The 14,022-nt window shown below is 62.5% G+C and carries 14 protein-coding genes; 7 read left to right on the forward strand and 7 right to left on the reverse strand.

The window, feature by feature from the left end; all coding sequences use genetic code 11:
* Window positions 1-6 precede the first annotated feature (6 nt).
* A complete protein-coding gene (gene pyrE / locus ACIOVF_RS16505; protein ID WP_045199589.1) occupies window positions 7-648 on the reverse strand; it encodes an orotate phosphoribosyltransferase in 642 nt (213 codons plus the stop codon).
* An 80-nt stretch (window positions 649-728) separates the two neighbouring features.
* On the opposite strand from pyrE, the gene ACIOVF_RS16510 reads away from it, so the two are divergent.
* Window positions 729-1,508, forward strand: a complete 780-nt coding sequence (locus ACIOVF_RS16510; protein ID WP_010225880.1) for an exodeoxyribonuclease III — start codon at window positions 729-731, stop codon at window positions 1,506-1,508.
* A gap of 66 nt (window positions 1,509-1,574) precedes the next feature.
* On the opposite strand, the gene ACIOVF_RS16515 is transcribed toward ACIOVF_RS16510, so the two are convergent.
* Together ACIOVF_RS16515 and rph are read right to left on the reverse strand one after the other, a co-directional pair.
* A complete protein-coding gene (locus ACIOVF_RS16515; protein ID WP_045199587.1) occupies window positions 1,575-1,943 on the reverse strand; it encodes a DUF4870 domain-containing protein in 369 nt (122 codons plus the stop codon).
* A gap of 24 nt (window positions 1,944-1,967) precedes the next feature.
* Entirely contained in the window at window positions 1,968-2,690 is a 723-nt protein-coding gene (gene rph / locus ACIOVF_RS16520; protein ID WP_045199585.1) for a ribonuclease PH, read from the reverse strand.
* Window positions 2,691-2,927: 237 nt separating this feature from the next.
* Between rph and ACIOVF_RS16525 the strand changes: the two genes are divergently transcribed.
* Together ACIOVF_RS16525 and gmk are read left to right on the forward strand one after the other, a co-directional pair.
* Window positions 2,928-3,791: a YicC/YloC family endoribonuclease gene (locus tag ACIOVF_RS16525; protein WP_045199583.1), complete on the forward strand. Its 864-nt coding sequence runs from the start codon at window positions 2,928-2,930 to the stop codon at window positions 3,789-3,791.
* A gap of 13 nt (window positions 3,792-3,804) precedes the next feature.
* Window positions 3,805-4,425 (forward strand): guanylate kinase, encoded by a 621-nt coding sequence (gmk, locus tag ACIOVF_RS16530; protein WP_045199581.1) that lies wholly within the window; start codon window positions 3,805-3,807, stop codon window positions 4,423-4,425.
* Between the two features lie 21 nt (window positions 4,426-4,446).
* Here gmk and ACIOVF_RS16535 read toward each other — a convergent pair whose 3' ends face one another.
* From ACIOVF_RS16535 to ACIOVF_RS16550, 4 genes are all read right to left on the reverse strand, one after another.
* Window positions 4,447-5,967 carry an APC family permease gene (locus ACIOVF_RS16535; RefSeq protein ID WP_045199579.1) on the reverse strand — a complete coding sequence of 507 codons (1,521 nt, stop codon included), beginning with the start codon at window positions 5,965-5,967 and terminating at the stop codon, window positions 4,447-4,449.
* A 112-nt stretch (window positions 5,968-6,079) separates the two neighbouring features.
* A complete protein-coding gene (locus tag ACIOVF_RS16540) occupies window positions 6,080-6,859 on the reverse strand; it encodes a gamma-glutamyl-gamma-aminobutyrate hydrolase family protein (RefSeq protein WP_045199578.1) in 780 nt (259 codons plus the stop codon).
* Window positions 6,860-6,873: 14 nt separating this feature from the next.
* Window positions 6,874-8,367 carry an aldehyde dehydrogenase gene (locus ACIOVF_RS16545; RefSeq protein ID WP_401290835.1) on the reverse strand — a complete coding sequence of 498 codons (1,494 nt, stop codon included), beginning with the start codon at window positions 8,365-8,367 and terminating at the stop codon, window positions 6,874-6,876.
* A gap of 17 nt (window positions 8,368-8,384) precedes the next feature.
* On the reverse strand, window positions 8,385-9,767 hold the full coding sequence (locus tag ACIOVF_RS16550) for a glutamine synthetase family protein (protein ID WP_045199574.1): 1,383 nt from the start codon (window positions 9,765-9,767) through the stop codon (window positions 8,385-8,387).
* Window positions 9,768-10,014: 247 nt separating this feature from the next.
* Between ACIOVF_RS16550 and ACIOVF_RS16555 the strand changes: the two genes are divergently transcribed.
* The 4 genes from ACIOVF_RS16555 to ACIOVF_RS16570 all read left to right on the forward strand — a co-directional run bounded on the left by ACIOVF_RS16555 (window position 10,015) and on the right by ACIOVF_RS16570 (window position 13,978).
* Entirely contained in the window at window positions 10,015-10,893 is an 879-nt protein-coding gene (locus ACIOVF_RS16555) for a LysR family transcriptional regulator (protein ID WP_045199572.1), read from the forward strand.
* Window positions 10,894-11,135: 242 nt separating this feature from the next.
* Window positions 11,136-11,405 carry a DNA-directed RNA polymerase subunit omega gene (rpoZ, locus tag ACIOVF_RS16560; RefSeq protein WP_045199570.1) on the forward strand — a complete coding sequence of 90 codons (270 nt, stop codon included), beginning with the start codon at window positions 11,136-11,138 and terminating at the stop codon, window positions 11,403-11,405.
* A 60-nt stretch (window positions 11,406-11,465) separates the two neighbouring features.
* Window positions 11,466-13,574: a bifunctional GTP diphosphokinase/guanosine-3',5'-bis pyrophosphate 3'-pyrophosphohydrolase gene (gene spoT / locus ACIOVF_RS16565; RefSeq protein WP_045199568.1), complete on the forward strand. Its 2,109-nt coding sequence runs from the start codon at window positions 11,466-11,468 to the stop codon at window positions 13,572-13,574.
* Window positions 13,575-13,597: 23 nt separating this feature from the next.
* Window positions 13,598-13,978: a RidA family protein gene (locus ACIOVF_RS16570; RefSeq protein ID WP_014340863.1), complete on the forward strand. Its 381-nt coding sequence runs from the start codon at window positions 13,598-13,600 to the stop codon at window positions 13,976-13,978.
* The last annotated feature ends 44 nt before the right edge of the window (window positions 13,979-14,022 follow it).

Genomic DNA, 14,022 nt, shown 5'->3' on the forward strand with positions numbered 1-14,022 from the left:
TTTGCCTCAGATACCGTACTGGGCCCGGTAGGCCTCGACGGCCGGCAAGTGCTGCTTGAGCGCCGGGTCGTCGGCGAGGAACTCCAGCACCTGGGTCAGCGAGACGATGCTCACCACCGGAATGCCGAAGTCGCGCTCCACTTCCTGGATCGCCGACAGCTCGCCGTTGCCGCGCTCCTGGCGGTTCAGCGCGATCAACACGCCAGCAGCCTTGGCTTGCTGGGCCTGGATGATCTGCATGACTTCGCGGATGGCGGTACCGGCAGTGATCACGTCGTCGATGATCAGCACATCGCCGGTCAGCGGTGCGCCGACCAGGCTGCCGCCTTCACCGTGGGCCTTGGCCTCTTTGCGGTTGAAGCACCACGGCAGGTCGAGGTCATGGTGCTCGGCCAGGGCCACGGCAGTGGCTGCCGCCAGGGGGATACCCTTGTAGGCCGGGCCGAACAGCACGTCGAACGGGATCTTGCTGTCGACGATTGCCGCAGCATAGAAACGCCCGAGCTGAGCCAGGGCCGAACCGCTGTTGAACAGGCCGGCGTTGAAGAAGTACGGGCTGGTGCGCCCGGACTTGAGGGTGAACTCACCGAAGCGCAGAACCCCGCGGTCGATGGCAAAACGAATGAAGTCGCGCTGATACGGCTGCATGAAGAGTCCCGGATACCACGGATTTAGCTAATTGAGTACAGCTCGGGTATCATACACGCACGAGATTTTTGGGGCCATTTATGCGGATCATCAGTGTGAACGTTAATGGCATTCAGGCTGCCGTTGAGCGTGGTTTGCTCAGCTGGCTACAAGCCCAGAATGCTGACGTCATCTGCCTTCAGGATACCCGCGCCTCGGCCTTTGAACTCGACGACCCAGCTTTCCAGCTCGATGGCTACTTCCTTTATGCCTGCGACGCAGAAGTTCCCGCCCAAGGCGGCGTGGCACTTTATTCGCGGTTGCAGCCCAAGGCAGTCATCAGCGGCCTGGGCTTCGAGACAGCCGACCGCTACGGACGTTACCTGCAGGCCGATTTCGACAAGGTAAGTATTGCAACCCTGTTGCTACCTTCGGGAATGAACGGCGATGAAGACTTGAACCAGAAGTTCAAGTTGATGGACGACTTCGCCAAGTACCTGGACAAGCAGCGGCGCAAGCGTCGCGAGTACATCTATTGCGGCTCGTTGTACGTGGCGCAGCAGAAGCTCGACGTCAAGAACTGGCGCGATGGCCAGCAGTCTCCGGGCTTCCTGGCGCCAGAGCGCGCCTGGATGGACGAGATTGTCGGCAACATGGGCTATGTCGATGCCCTGCGCGAAGTCAGCCGTGAAGGCGACCAGTACAGCTGGTGGCCAGACAACGAGCAGGCCGAGATGCTCAACCTGGGCTGGCGCTTCGACTACCAACTGCTGACCCCGGGCCTGCGCCGCTTCGTGCGCAGCGCACGCCTGCCACGCCAGCCGCGCTTCTCCCAGCACGCGCCGCTGATCGTGGATTACGACTGGACGCTGACCATCTAAGTCGTGCAGCCACAAAAAAACCGACTTCATGTCGGTTTTTTTGTGGCTTCAGCTTTTATCAGATCATTATTTGATCGGCCGCCAGGTCAGCGGGTAGCGATAGGGCTGACCTTCGTTGGCCTTGACCCCGGCAATGATGGTCAGGATCAGCACGGCGATCATCAGCATGCCAAACAGCACAATGCCGATCAGGACGAACATCAGCAGCCCACAGATGATTCCGGCGATGAATACGGTGATCTGGAAGTTCAGCGCCTCCTTGCCCTGGGCATCGACGAACGGGTCGACGTCCTTTTTCCAGATCCACATCACCAGCGGCCCCAACAGGCTACCGAAGGGGAAGACCAGGCCGAGCAAAGCAGCCAGGTGACAGAACATCGCCCATTGCCGGACTTCGGCGTTGGGAGTGGGCAACTGCAAGGGCTGCTCGGTCATGCTCTGCTCCTGGGCTTGGGTGTATCAGTCAGCCAGCGAGGCCTGCTGCAGTTCGAACAGGTCAACCATGCCTTTTTGCGCCAGTGCCAACATGGCGTTGAGCTCTTGCGGCTGGAATGGCGCGCCTTCGGCAGTGCCTTGTACTTCGATGAAGCCGCCTGCGCTGGTCATCACCACGTTCAGGTCGGTCTCGGCGGCCGAGTCTTCGAGGTAGTCCAGGTCGAGCACCGGCTCACCCTGGTACATGCCTACCGAGACGGCTGCGATCATGTGCTTGAGCGGGTCACCGCCCTTCAGGCCGCCGCGCTTCTTGACCACGCGCAGGGCATCAACCAGGGCAACCATGGCGCCGGTGATCGAAGCGGTGCGGGTGCCGCCGTCGGCCTGAATCACGTCGCAGTCGACGTACAGGGTGATGTCGCCCAGCTTGCTCATGTCCAGCGCAGCGCGCAGGGAGCGGCCAATCAGGCGCTGGATTTCGAGGGTGCGACCGCCTTGCTTGCCACGGCTGGCTTCGCGCTGGTTACGCTCGCCGGTAGAACGCGGCAGCATGCCGTATTCGGCCGTCAGCCAGCCCTGGCCCTGGCCTTTGAGGAAGCGCGGGACACCGTTCTCGACACTGACGGTACAGATGACTTTGGTGTCACCGAACTCGACCAGTACTGACCCCTCGGCGTGTTTGGTGTAGTTGCGGGTGATGCGGATCGAGCGGAGCTGATCGGCAGCGCGACCACTTGGACGTTTCATTTGGGATACCTGTACTGGACTTGAATCTGCCCAGCATTATAGAGCGCGCCGGGCGATGAGGACACGCCTATTGTCGCAGGCCCCGAAACAGACGGCCCAGGGCCGCAGGTCGGGTTTTTCCGGGAACCGCGTGAGGGTTTGTAACATCAGTTGATTGGGAGCCAGCGCCGCACTGCGCTACAATCCTGCGCCTTCAGCCGCTTGGCTTTCCTTCATCTTTTGCGCGAGGTACTTCCCATGGTGCACAGCATGACCGCTTTTGCTCGAGTCGAGCGCGCCGGTAGCCAGGGCACCCTGATCTGGGAACTGCGCTCAGTCAATCATCGTTACCTGGAGCCGCACCTGCGCCTGCCAGAAGCCTTCCGCGACCTCGAGGGCGCCGTGCGCGAAAGCCTGCGCCAGGGCCTGTCGCGCGGCAAGGTCGAATGCACCCTGCGCTTCAACGAAGAGAACAACGGCAAGGCCCTGCAGGTTGATCGCGAGCGCGCCGCGCAACTGGTTGCCGCCGCCGAGACAGTCGCCAGCCTGATCAAGCAGCCGGCGCCGCTCAACCCGCTCGAGGTTCTGGCCTGGCCCGGCGTGCTGGTGGCCGATGCCGCCGACCCGCAGGCGCTCAACAGCGAGGCCATGGCCCTGTTCGAAGAGGCCCTGAACGAGCTGAAGAACGGCCGCAACCGCGAAGGCGCAGAACTCGCGCGACTGATCAACGAGCGCCTGGACAACATGGCCAGCGAGGTCACCACCTTGCGCGCCCTGGTGCCGCAGATGCTCGCGGCGCAACGGCAGAAGATCCTCGACCGCTTCAGCGACATGCAGGCCGAGCTCGACCCGCAGCGCCTGGAGCAAGAGATGGTCATGCTCGCGCAAAAGAGCGACGTCGCCGAAGAGCTCGACCGCTTGAGCACCCACGTCACCGAAGTGCGCCGCGTGCTCAAGTCCGGCGGTGCCGCCGGCCGGCGCCTGGACTTCCTGATGCAGGAGCTCAACCGCGAAGCCAATACCCTGGGCTCCAAAGCCTTCGACCCACGCAGCACCCAGTCCGCGGTCAACCTCAAGGTACTGATCGAGCAGATGCGTGAACAAGTACAGAACATTGAGTAAGGCCACCCCGACCATGAATCACAGCAGCGGCACCCTTTACATCGTTTCGGCCCCCTCCGGCGCCGGCAAGACCAGCCTGGTCAAAGCCCTGATCGATGCTGACAACAGCATCCAGGTGTCGGTCTCGCACACCACCCGGGCCATGCGCCCGGGCGAAGTGCACGGCGTGAACTATCACTTCGTCGAACACACCGAGTTCAAGCTGATGATCGAGCAAGGCGACTTCCTCGAACAGGCCGAAGTCTTCGGTAACTTCTACGGGACTTCGCGCAGCGCGCTGCAACAGGCGCTCGACCAGGGCCAGGACCTGATCCTCGAGATCGACTGGCAAGGCGCCCAGCAGGTGCGCACGCTGATGCCCGAGGCGCGCTCGATCTTCATCCTGCCGCCGACCCAGGAAGCCCTGCGCCAGCGCCTGACCAACCGCGGCCAGGACAGCGACGAGATCATCGAAGGACGGATGCGTGAAGCAGTGAGCGAGATGAGTCACTACGACGAGTATGACTTTGTCATCATCAACGATGACTTCGCCACGGCACTGGAAGACCTCAAGGCGGTGTTCCGCGCCAATCGCCTGCTGCAAGCCAACCAGCAGCAGCGTCATGGCCAGCTGCTCAAGCAATTGCTTGCCTGAGCAACCTGCCGCTCCAGCCGCTTAGCGGCGGCTGGAGACCGTGGCGTGACGATGCAGGGTCATGCCCAGGAAGAACGCCGGCGCACGCAGACGCGACAGCATCATCAGCACCAGGCCGAGTACGGTGATGATCATTGCGATCACGAACACCAGGCCCAACCCGCCCACATGAGAACCGCTGCCGAACGACGGCGAAGCGCTGTCGATGGCTGTCTGCAGGAAAATCACCGAAAGGATGCCACCGCCAAGCAGCGGGCACAGGCCGCGCATCAGGAAATGCCGCACGCTGTCGAACAGGCTGTGGCGGAAGTACCAGACGCAAGCATAGGCAGTCAGCGAATAGTAGAAGCAGATCATCATGCCCAGGGCGGTGATGGTGTCTGCCAGGACGTTTTCGCTCAAGGTACGCATGGTCACGTAGAACACACCTGCCGCCATTCCGGCGCAGATGGTGGCGTAGCGCGGGGTTTTCGAGCGCGGGCAGATGCTGGCGAAACGCTCGGGCACAGCGCCGTAGTAACCCATGGCCAGCAACGTGCGCGCCGGCGATACGAAAGTGGACTGCAGCGAGGCGGCAGTGCTGGCCAGCACCGCGATCGACATCAGGATAGCCAGCGGCCCCATGACCGGGCCGGCCAGGTGAGCGAAGACGTTTTCCTGGATGCGCGGGTTGTTCAGGCCCAAGCCAATGTCACCGATACCGGCGAATTGCAGGGTAGCGATTGCTGTGACCAGGTACAGGCCAAGAATCAGCAGCACCGTCAGGGTCGCCGCACGGCCAGGGGTATCACCGCTGCCGACCGATTCTTCACTGATGCTCAGGCACACGTCCCAGCCCCAGAAAATGAAAATCGACAGCGACAGGCCGGCGGTAAAGGCCGAGAACGACTCAACGCCGAAGGGGTTGAACCAGTCCAGGTCGAACGCCAGCGGTGGCGTCGCCGACGACTCGCCAAACGCAGCCATGGCAAAGCCCACCAGCACCACCAGCTGCAAGGCCACCAGGCCGTACTGCACGGTCATGGTCGTGGCGATGCCGCGACAGCAGATCCACACCGCCATGGCGATGAACACGCAACAGGTGACGACATTGACCAACAGGTTGTCGCTGAGCGCAGCCACCTCGTGGCTGCCGGTGATCTGCCCAAGGAATAGATAGAAGAAGTCGACGGCCACCCCGGCCAGGTTGGACAGCACGATGGTGGTTGCGGTAACCAGCCCCCAGCCGCCAATCCAGCCGATCATCGGGCCGAACGCCCGTGCCGACCAGGTAAAGGAAGTACCGCTGTCCGGCTCGGCCGCATTCAGTTCGCGGTAACCCAGGGCCACCAGCAGCATCGGCAGGAAGCCAACGATGAATACCGCCGGCAGATGAGCCCCGACTTCACGCACGGTCGGGCCCAACGCACCAGTCAGGGTGTAGACCGGAGCGATGGTGGAAATGCCCAGCACGATGCTGGCCAGCAGTCCGAGCCGGCCCTTGGCCAGCCCCTTGGATCGCCCGCCCTCACCTGGGGACAGGCCTGCTTTGTGTTCACTCATGAGTAGTTGCCGCCAATATTGGTATTGTTTTTCAGGACGCCCCGCGGGGTGTCCGCTTTCACTCATTGAAACCTGTTGCGTGGTACTTCAAGCCCGGATCAACCGGCTGACCTCATAGGATCTTCTCCCGGATCCGCTCGCCCATGGCACGGGTCAGGCATGCCTCACGAAATGCCTGGAACAGGCGCAGCGAGACCGGGTTGTCGGCAAAACGGTACTCGGGGTGCCATTGCACGCCGACCACAAAGCCCGGGGCGTCTTGCATCGACACCGCTTCGATCAGCCCGTCGGGGGCCAATGCCTCGGCGCGCAAGCCGCCAGCCAGGCGATCGATACCCTGGCTGTGCAGCGAATTGACCATGAAGCTGTGCTCCATCCCCAGGCGTTCGAACAACCCGCCGGGCTGGACAGTGACCAGGTGACGGGGGCTGTACTGTTCTTCCAGCGGGGCGTCCTGCGGCTCACGATGATCCAGGTAACCCGGCAGTTCCTGCACCCGCTGGTGCAGGGTGCCACCGAGGGCCACGTTGAGTTCCTGGAAACCACGGCAGATGCAGAACACCGGCACGCCGTCGGCAATCGCCGCCTGCAGCAGCGGCAGGGTCAGTCGATCGCGAAACACGTCGTGCTGGGTCCCTTCCACGCTGGGGGCGCCATTGTAATGATGCGGCTCGACATTTGAAGGCGAACCGGTAAAAAGAATGCCATCGAGCCGCTCCAGTACGCGGCGCGGGTCGCTGGGCTCGGCCCTGGCCGGGAGGATCAGGGGGATCCCGGCAAAGCCTGCGGCCTCGACATATTTGTCGCCCACGGTGTGCGACGAGTTCTTGCCCAGTTGCTGGCGGCAAGCGGAAACGCCAATCAAAGGCGGCATTGCTGCGGTAGTTTGCATGGGTTCACCCTCCCTTACAGCTTGATCCAGGTCGCCTTGAGTTCGGTGTATTTGTCGAAAGCGTGCAACGATTTGTCCCGGCCATTACCCGACTGCTTGAAGCCGCCAAACGGTGCGGTCATGTCGCCGCCGTCGTACTGGTTGACCCAGACACTGCCAGCACGCAGGGCGCGAGCGGTGTTGTGGGCACGGGAAATGTTGCTGGTCCACACCGCCGCCGCCAGGCCGAAGGGCGAGTCGTTGGCAATGTCGATGGCTTGTTCGGCGCTATCGAAGGTGATCACCGACAGCACCGGGCCGAAGATTTCTTCGCGGGCGATACGCATGGCATTGGTCACGCCATCGAAGATCGCTGGCTGCACGTAAACACCGCAGGTGTCTTCCAGCACCCGCTCGCCACCGGTGACCAGGGTGGCACCGTCAGCCTTGCCGGCTTCGATGTAACCGAGCACGGTGTCCAGTTGGGTGGTGTCGACCAGGGCGCCGACGCGGGTGTCCGGGTCCAGCGCATGGCCGGGCTTCCAGGCCTTGAGGGCCTCGACCACCATCGGCAGGAACTGGTCCTTGATCGAGCGTTCAACCAACAGGCGCGAACCGGCAATGCACACTTCGCCCTGGTTGAAGGCGATAGCGCTGGCCGCAGCTTCGGCGGCGGCCTGCAGGTCCGGGGCGTCGGCGAAGACGATGTTCGGGCTCTTGCCACCGGCTTCGAGCCAGACGCGCTTCATGTTCGACTCGCCGGCGTAGACCATCAGCTGCTTGGCGATGCGGGTGGAGCCGGTGAACACCAGGGTATCGACGTCCATGTGCAGGGCCAGGGCCTTGCCGACGGTGTGGCCGTAACCTGGCAGCACGTTGAGGACACCGGCCGGCAAACCGGCTTCGATCGCCAGTTGGGCGATACGAATGGCGGTCAGCGGCGATTTTTCGGACGGCTTGAGGATCACCGAGTTACCGGTGGCCAGGGCCGGGCCGAGTTTCCAGCAGGCCATCATCAGTGGAAAGTTCCACGGAACAATGGCCGCGACCACGCCGACCGGCGAGCGGGTGACCAAACCCAGCTGGTCGGACGGGGTCGCAGCAACTTCGTCGTAAATCTTGTCGATGGCTTCAGCGTTCCAGCGGATGGCATTGGCCGCCGCCGGAATGTCGATGCTCAGGGCATCGGCAATCGGCTTGCCCATGTCCAGGGTCTCGAGCAATGCCAGTTCTTCGGCATTGGCCAGAAGCAAATCTGCAAAAGCAATCAGCACCCGCTTGCGCTGGGCCGGCGCCTGGTTGGCCCAGACGCCACTGTCGAAACTGCGCCGGGCCGCAGCGACGGCGCGTTCGGCATCGGCGCTGTCACAGCTGGCGATCTGCGCCAGCTGGCGGCCGTCGACCGGGCTTGAACACTCGAAAGTCTCGGCGGACACACTGGCGCAGTACTGGCCGTCGATGAAGGCGCGGCCTTCGATGTTCAGGCCCTGGAAAAGCTGTTCCCAGTGTTGGCGTGGTGCTGTTGTCATTGTTGTTTTCTCCGGCGTCACACCGTGTGCAGGTACCAGTTGTATTCGAGGTCGGAAATCGACACCTCGAACTCGGCCATCTCGCTTTCCTTGCAGGCGACAAAAATATCGATGTAGTCGGGGCTGATGTACTTGTTCAGCACTTCACTGTCATCGAGCTCACGCAGCGCATCGCGCAGGTTGTTCGGCAGGCTCTGCTCCAACTGCTCGTAGGAGTTGCCCTCGATAGGCGCTCCCGGCTCGATCTGGTTGGTCAGGCCGTGGTGGATGCCGGCGAGAATGGCCGCCATCATCAGGTACGGGTTGGCATCGGCGCCGGCAACCCGGTGCTCGATACGCACGGCATCGCTGCTGCCGGTCGGCACGCGGACCGCTACGGTGCGGTTGTCCAGCCCCCAGCTCGGCGCGTTGGGCACGTAGAACTGGGCACCGAAACGCCGGTAGGAGTTGATGTTCGGGCAGAGGAAGGCCATTGACGCCGGCATGGTCTCGAGCACGCCACCAATGGCGTGGCGCAGGGTTTCGCTTTGCTCGGGGTCTTCGCTGGTGAAGATGTTCTTGCCGGTTTTTTTGTCCAGCAACGAGATGTGCACGTGCAGGCCGTTACCGGCCTGGCCCGGATAGGGCTTGGCCATGAAAGTGGAGTCCATTTCATGGTCGTAGGCGATGTTCTTGATCAGGCGCTTGAGCAACACCGCGTAGTCGCAGGCCTTCATCGGGTCGGCAACGTGGTGCAGGTTGACCTCGAACTGCGCCGGGGCGCTTTCCTTGACGATCGCATCCGCCGGGATGCCCTGCTCCTTGGCGGCTTCAAGCATGTCCTGCAGGCAATCGACGTATTCGTCGAGATCGTCGATCAGGTACACCTGGGTCGACTGCGGGCGCTTGCCGGAGATCGGCGAACGCGGCGGTTGCGGGCGGCCGTTGAGGTTGTCCTGGTCGATCAGGTAGAACTCAAGCTCAAACGCCGCGCAAATATCCAGGCCCAGCGCATCGAACTTCTCCACCACGCTGCGCAGCACTTCCCGCGGGTCGGCGAAGAATGGCGTACCGTCCAGTTCGTGCATGGTCATCAGCAATTGCGCGGTCGGACGCTTCTGCCACGGCTCGTAGGCCAAGGTACCGGGGATCGGGAAGCAGATGCGGTCGGCGTCGCCGATGTCCAGGCCCAGGCCGGTGCTTTCGACGGTCGAGCCGTTGATGTCCAGGGCAAACAGCGAAGCCGGCAGGTTGATGCCTTTTTCGTAGACTTTAACCAGGCTTGCACGCTCGATGCGCTTGCCACGCACCACGCCGTTCATGTCTGCAATCAGCAGATCGACAAATTGCACCTCAGGGTGGGCCTGGAGAAATTCGCCCATCTCATCGAGAGGGATGGCGCACGGGGAGACCGACGTCATGGCTAGGCATCCTTTGATTTTTTATCGAACGACATGGAGGAGGTACTACTGCGCTATCGAGAGCGGCGATGGTTTCATTTGTTCTTTTTAAGTGGTCCCATCGTGGGGAACAGCTGAACGCCGTGGGTTCGCACGGACGTTCCAGATTTTTCTGACAACGTCGCGACTTGATTCACGACTGCCGCCTCACTATAGAATGGCCCCCACGCAACAGACATTGGCATTTAGGCAAGTAAAGAGTGCATCCATGCAATATCAGATCAGCCACGCCGACCTTTCCCTGGTGCTTGCACTGGTCCGCGGCCGTTCCCTGGCCAAGGCCGCCGAGCTGCTGAAGGTCGATGTATCGACTGTTTTTCGTTCGATCCGCCGCATGGAAGCCGCCCTGGGTACCGCGTTGTTCGTCAAAAGCCGCAAAGGCTACATCCCCACCGGTACCGCCCAGGCCCTGGCCGAGCAGGCCGAACGCGCCGAGCAGGCACTGGATGCCGCGCGGGTGGCGCTGGAACTCGGTGAGCAGGTAGTCAGCGGCACGGTGCGCCTGACCTGCACCGACGCCGTGCTGCACAGCCTGTTGCTGCCAGCGCTGGCCGAGTTCATGCCGGCGTATCCGGCGCTGTCGCTGGAGCTGGCGACCTCCAACACCTTTGCCAACCTCAGCCGGCGCGATGCCGACCTGGCCCTGCGCCTGACCAACACCCCGCCGGAGCACCTGGTCGGGCGCTGCCTGGGATCGGCGTCCTATGTGGTGTGCGGCCGCGAAGAGTTTCGCGACAAGCTCAAGGACGCGCCGGCGGCGCTGCCGTGGATAGCCCCGGACGACACCATGCAGGACCACCCCACCGTGGTCTGGCGCAGCGAACACCTGCCCGGGGTCATGCCGCGCTACCGTTGCAGCAGCATCTCGGCGATTGCCCAGCTGGTAACCGCCGGTCTGGGCGTGGCGGCCCTGCCAGACTACATGGCCCATACCCTGCCCGGCGTCGAATCGCTGAGCGCTGCCCTGCCCGGCTGCGACACCGAAGTCTGGCTGCTGACCCGCCCCGATTGCCGCGCCTTGCGTTCAGTGCAGACGCTGTTCGACGAATTGACCCCGCGCCTGCGCGATGCCTTGGGTCGCCAGTGAAATCGTCCTCGCGGGGCAAGCCCGCTCCCACAGAACCTCTGTAGGAGCGGGCTTGCCCCGCGATGCTATTGAATTGAGCACGCATACAAGACAGTTGTGCTAGAGCCCTGCAAGTAGGTATCGTCGAGGTATCAAGGGCTCGAAATGAAATCAGCGCTTCCCTAAAGGCTGGTGATTTTTTAAACTATCGAGTCCGCTCGCCCTTTCGGGCTGAACTCCGCATTTGCTACTTGAGGAAGACCATGGCCCGCGTAACCGTTGAAGACTGCCTAGAACACGTGGCTAACCGTTTTGAGCTGGTCATGCTCTCCACCAAACGTGCCCGTCAACTGGCCACCGGCGGCAAAGAGCCGAAGCTGCCATGGGAAAACGACAAACCTACCGTCATGGCCCTGCGCGAAATCGCTGAAGGCATCTGCACTGATGAGTTCATGGCTGCAGAGTCGATCCAGACTCAAGTTGAGCCAATGTTCGCGTTCGGCGAGGGTGACGAGACCAACGAGGCGGTCTAAGCCCATGCCTGGTCGACGTAGTACGGCACCGGTCATCGTCCCTTGGCAAGAGGTAATCCCATGCCGAGCATAGACGCCCTCGCCGATCGCTTGTCGACCTACCTCGGCGCCGACCAGGTCAACCTGGTGCGCCGGGCGTATTTCTACGCCGAACAAGCCCACGACGGCCAGCGCCGTCGCAGCGGCGAAGCCTACGTCACGCACCCGCTGGCGGTGGCAAGCATCCTTGCCGACATGCACATGGACCATCAGAGCCTGATGGCCGCCATGCTTCATGACGTGATCGAAGACACCGGCATCGCCAAGGAAGCACTCAGCTCGCAATTTGGCGAAACCGTGGCCGAACTGGTCGACGGCGTCAGCAAGCTGACCCAGATGAACTTCGAGACCAAGGCCGAAGCCCAGGCGGAAAACTTCCAGAAAATGGCCATGGCCATGGCCCGGGATATCCGTGTGATCCTGGTCAAGCTGGCCGACCGCCTGCACAACATGCGCACCCTCGAAGTGCTGTCCGGCGAAAAGCGCCGGCGCATCGCCAAAGAAACCCTGGAAATCTACGCCCCCATCGCCAACCGCCTGGGCATGCACAGTGTGCGCGTAGAGTTCGAAGACCTCGGCTTCAAGGCCATGCACCCGATGCGCTCGGCGCGCATCTACCAGGCGGTCAAGCGCGCCCGCGGCAACCGCAAGGAAATCGTCAACAAGATCGAAGAGTCGCTGGCCCACTGCCTGGCGGTCGACGGTATCGAAGGCGAAGTCAGCGGCCGGCAGAAGCACCTCTATGGCATCTACAAGAAGATGCGCGGCAAACGCCGGGCCTTCAACGAGATCATGGACGTCTACGCGTTCCGCATCATCGTCGACAAGGTCGACACCTGCTACCGCGTGCTGGGCGCCGTGCACAACCTGTACAAGCCGCTGCCGGGGCGCTTCAAGGATTACATCGCGATCCCCAAGGCCAACGGCTACCAGTCGCTGCATACCACGCTGTTCGGCATGCACGGGGTCCCGATCGAGATCCAGATCCGCACCCGCGAAATGGAAGAGATGGCCAACAACGGCATCGCCGCCCACTGGCTGTACAAGTCCAGTGACGACGAGCAGCCCAAGGGCACCCATGCCCGGGCGCGCCAATGGGTCAAAGGCGTGCTGGAAATGCAGCAACGCGCGGGCAACTCCCTCGAATTCATCGAGAGCGTGAAGATCGACCTGTTCCCGGACGAGGTCTATGTGTTCACGCCCAAGGGCCGGATCATGGAGCTGCCCAAAGGCTCCACGGCGGTCGACTTCGCCTACGCGGTGCACACCGACGTCGGCAACAGCTGCATTGCCTGCCGCATCAACCGCCGCCTGGCGCCGCTGTCCGAACCGCTGCAGAGCGGCTCGACGGTCGAGATCGTCAGCGCCCCGGGGGCGCGACCGAACCCGGCCTGGCTCAACTTCGTGGTGACTGGCAAGGCCCGTACGCACATCCGCCATGCGCTCAAGCTGCAGCGCCGCTCGGAATCCATCAGCCTTGGCGAACGCCTGCTGAACAAGGTTCTCAACGGCTTCGACAGCGCCCTGGACAAGATCCCCCAGGAGCGCATCCAGGCCATGCTCGGCGAATACCGCCTGGAGCTGATCGAAGACTTGCTCGAAGACATCGGCCTGGGCAACCGCATGGCCTACGTAGTGGCCCGACGCCTGCTGTCCACCGAGGGCGAGCAGCTGCCAAGCCCGGAAGGCCCGCTGGCCATTCGCGGCACCGAAGGCCTGGTGTTGAGCTACGCCAAATGCTGCACGCCGATCCCGGGCGACCCGATTGTCGGTCACCTGTCGGCGGGCAAAGGCATGGTGGTGCACCTGGAAAACTGCCGCAACATCAGCGAAATCCGCCACAACCCGGAAAAATGCATCCAGCTGTCCTGGGCCAAGGATGTCACCGGCGAATTCAACGTCGAGCTGCGCGTCGAGCTTGAGCACCAGCGCGGCCTGATCGCGCTGCTGGCCAGCAGCGTCAACGCCGCCGACGGCAATATCGAGAAAATCAGCATGGATGAACGCGATGGTCGCATCAGCGTGGTCCAACTGGTGGTCAGCGTGCACGACCGTGTGCACCTGGCACGCGTGATCAAGAAACTGCGCGCCCTGACCGGGGTGATCCGAATCACCCGCATGCGTGCGTAGCCCAATAACAGCAAGGAGTCATCATGACCAAGACCGTCATCACCAGTGACAAGGCCCCAGCCGCCATCGGCACCTATTCCCAGGCGATCAAGGCCGGCAACACGGTGTACATGTCCGGGCAGATCCCGCTGGACCCGAAAACCATGGAACTGGTCGAAGGCTTCGAAGCCCAGACCGTCCAGGTCTTCGAAAACCTCAAGGCCGTTGCTGAAGCCGCTGGCGGTTCGTTCAAGGACATCGTCAAGCTGAACATCTTCCTCACCGACCTCAGCCACTTCGCCAAGGTCAACGAGATCATGGGCAAGTACTTCGACCAGCCGTACCCGGCCCGCGCCGCCATTGGCGTTGCTGCCCTGCCGAAAGGCGCGCAGGTTGAAATGGATGCCATCCTGGTCATCGAGTAACACCCCCGAGGGCGCGCCGCCCGGTGCGCCCTCATCCCCCGCCC

The organism is Pseudomonas sp. NPDC087612 (genome assembly GCF_044743505.1).
Lineage (GTDB): Bacteria > Pseudomonadota > Gammaproteobacteria > Pseudomonadales > Pseudomonadaceae > Aquipseudomonas.

Bases quoted from the DNA above. Each gene is read 5' to 3' on its own strand.
- gmk (WP_045199581.1), top strand. From the start codon at position 3,805: ATGAATCACAGCAGCGGCACCCTTTACATCGTTTCGGCCCCCTCCGGC.
- rph (WP_045199585.1), bottom strand. From the start codon at position 2,690: ATGAAACGTCCAAGTGGTCGCGCTGCCGATCAGCTCCGCTCGATCCGC.
- rpoZ (WP_045199570.1), top strand. From the start codon at position 11,136: ATGGCCCGCGTAACCGTTGAAGACTGCCTAGAACACGTGGCTAACCGT.
- ACIOVF_RS16515 (WP_045199587.1), bottom strand. From the start codon at position 1,943: ATGACCGAGCAGCCCTTGCAGTTGCCCACTCCCAACGCCGAAGTCCGG.
- ACIOVF_RS16540 (WP_045199578.1), bottom strand. From the start codon at position 6,859: ATGCAAACTACCGCAGCAATGCCGCCTTTGATTGGCGTTTCCGCTTGC.
- spoT (WP_045199568.1), top strand. From the start codon at position 11,466: ATGCCGAGCATAGACGCCCTCGCCGATCGCTTGTCGACCTACCTCGGC.
- ACIOVF_RS16535 (WP_045199579.1), bottom strand. From the start codon at position 5,967: ATGAGTGAACACAAAGCAGGCCTGTCCCCAGGTGAGGGCGGGCGATCC.
- pyrE (WP_045199589.1), bottom strand. From the start codon at position 648: ATGCAGCCGTATCAGCGCGACTTCATTCGTTTTGCCATCGACCGCGGG.
- ACIOVF_RS16545 (WP_401290835.1), bottom strand. From the start codon at position 8,367: ATGACAACAGCACCACGCCAACACTGGGAACAGCTTTTCCAGGGCCTG.
- ACIOVF_RS16510 (WP_010225880.1), top strand. From the start codon at position 729: ATGCGGATCATCAGTGTGAACGTTAATGGCATTCAGGCTGCCGTTGAG.
- ACIOVF_RS16570 (WP_014340863.1), top strand. From the start codon at position 13,598: ATGACCAAGACCGTCATCACCAGTGACAAGGCCCCAGCCGCCATCGGC.
- ACIOVF_RS16555 (WP_045199572.1), top strand. From the start codon at position 10,015: ATGCAATATCAGATCAGCCACGCCGACCTTTCCCTGGTGCTTGCACTG.
- ACIOVF_RS16550 (WP_045199574.1), bottom strand. From the start codon at position 9,767: ATGACGTCGGTCTCCCCGTGCGCCATCCCTCTCGATGAGATGGGCGAA.
- ACIOVF_RS16525 (WP_045199583.1), top strand. From the start codon at position 2,928: ATGGTGCACAGCATGACCGCTTTTGCTCGAGTCGAGCGCGCCGGTAGC.